Raw genomic sequence first — 1867 nt, forward strand, 5'->3', positions numbered from 1 at the left:
GTTACCTTAAGGCCGTGTTCTTCCGGCTGGACTGACACGGGATGAAGCTGCTCCTGGACACTTGCGTGCTTTACCCGACCGTGATGCGGGAAATGCTGCTGGGCGCGGCCAGGCTGGGGCATTTCACCCCGCTCTGGTCGGCCCGCATCCTGGGCGAATGGGAACGCGCAGCGCTGAAGCTCGGGGTTGAAGGCGCCGCGCAGGCCAAGGCCGAGATCACCCTGATCCGCGCCAATTGGCCCAAGGCCGAAGTGCCCGCATCACCGGGTGTTGAATCCCGCCTGTGGCTGCCCGACAGCGCCGACATCCATGTTATGGCTGCCGCCATCACCGGCCACGCCGACGCTATTGTCACCCTCAACAACAAGGACTTCCCCCGCCACACCCTGGCAGAGGAAGGCCTGGAGCGTCTCGGAGCGGACGAACTCCTCTACCGGTTCTGGCTGCAGGATAACTCCGGTATGGAGGCCCTCGGCGCCCAGGTGCTGGCCGAGGCCAATCGCCTCTCCGGCGGCAGCTGGGAGATCCGCCCGTTGCTGAAGAAAGCCCGCCTGCCGCGGCTTGCCAAGGCCTTGTCTTCTTCTTTGTGAAAATACTCCGGGGAGTATGAGGGGCAGTGGACCGGCCCGAAAATTTTTTGACTGGGGCGCGCGGCGTTGTTGCACAAATCGAGCCCCGAGTGCATTTTCCCTTTCCCCGGACGGATTTACTCCATGGCCACTGTGATGGGTATGCCAAGGGCGGTGTAGCCGTTCAGCACGGCGATACGAACCTGCAAGCCTGCGACCTGGCGGTCGAAGTCGCGAGCCATGAGGGACTGGCCGAGCAGCTTGATGCAGTTCATCTTTGCCTCGACACGGCTCCGGCGGTGATAGCCGCTCCATCGCCGCCAGAGGGCGCGGCCCAGGTATTTCGAAGCTCGCAGACTTTCGTTGCGGGCAGCGGCACCGGGGCTCGTCTGTTTCCAGGGTCTGGCATTCTTGCGAGGCGGGATGACGGCAACGGCGTTTCGAGCGGCGATCACCTCGTGGCACTTCCGGGTGTCACAGGCCCCGTCAGCGGTCACGGAACCAATCGGTTCTTCAGCCGGGATCTGGTCCAGGAGATCAGGCAGGATGGCTGCATCGCCGATGTTGCTGCCAGTAACTTCGACGGCCCGGACTTCCAGCGTTTCCTCGTCGATGCCAATGTGTATCTTGCGCCAGATGCGCCGCTTGGGACCACCGTGCTTGCGGGTATTCCACTCGCCTTCCCCCTTGGCCTTGATACCGGTGCTGTCCACTGCCCGGCAGGGTATTGCACAGCAATGCCCGAAAAGGGGATCAGCAGGTTCAGCGGGCCTGCGCCGCCACGGTACGGGATAGCCACCTTCAGTTTCCGCTGGCAGCGACACAGGGTACTGAAGTCCGGCACGGCCCAGTCCAGTCCAGACCGGCCAGCCCCAGAAGGTTCTGTACGAACCCGGTCGTCTGCCTCAGCGGCATGCCGAACAGAACTTTCAGGGTCAGACAGGTTTGGATCGCGGCGTCGCTGAATTGGCAGCGGCGACCGCGCTTGCCAGTCGGCGGCGGCGTCCAAATCATCTCCGGATCAAACCAGATCGACAAGTTTTCGCGCTGCTTCAGACTTTTATTGTACGACGACCAGTTCGTGGTCTTGTATCTCGTGGGGGCAACTGCTCATGCCTCCCAGCTATCATACAGGGTTCACGCAGTGAATCCCCCACTCGATTTGTGCAACAAGGCCCCTCGTCGCCCGAAGTGCAGGATTGAGCGCCAAATCTGGTTTTCCAGTAAACACAGGGCTTCCTTGGCGCACCCGCAGGCCTCGTTCAAATCTACCCCGTGCTCACCATTCCAATTAATTC

The 1867-nt window shown here is 61.8% G+C and carries 1 protein-coding gene and 1 pseudogene; one reads left to right on the plus strand and one right to left on the minus strand.

Annotation, left to right across the window (positions count from 1 at the left end; genetic code table 11):
- The first annotated feature begins 41 nt into the window (after positions 1-41).
- Entirely contained in the window at positions 42-590 is a 549-nt protein-coding gene (locus A2I95_RS34685; protein WP_027258567.1) for an RSP_2648 family PIN domain-containing protein, read from the plus strand.
- A 116-nt stretch (positions 591-706) separates the two neighbouring features.
- On the opposite strand, the pseudogene A2I95_RS34690 reads toward A2I95_RS34685, so the two are convergent.
- Positions 707-1625: pseudogene (locus A2I95_RS34690) on the minus strand (IS5 family transposase).
- Positions 1626-1867 lie beyond the last annotated feature (242 nt).

The organism is Leisingera sp. F5 (genome assembly GCF_001593695.1).

Excerpts from the sequence above, each read along its gene's own strand:
- A2I95_RS34685 (WP_027258567.1), top strand. The coding sequence starts at position 42 with ATGAAGCTGCTCCTGGACACTTGCGTGCTTTACCCGACCGTGATGCGG.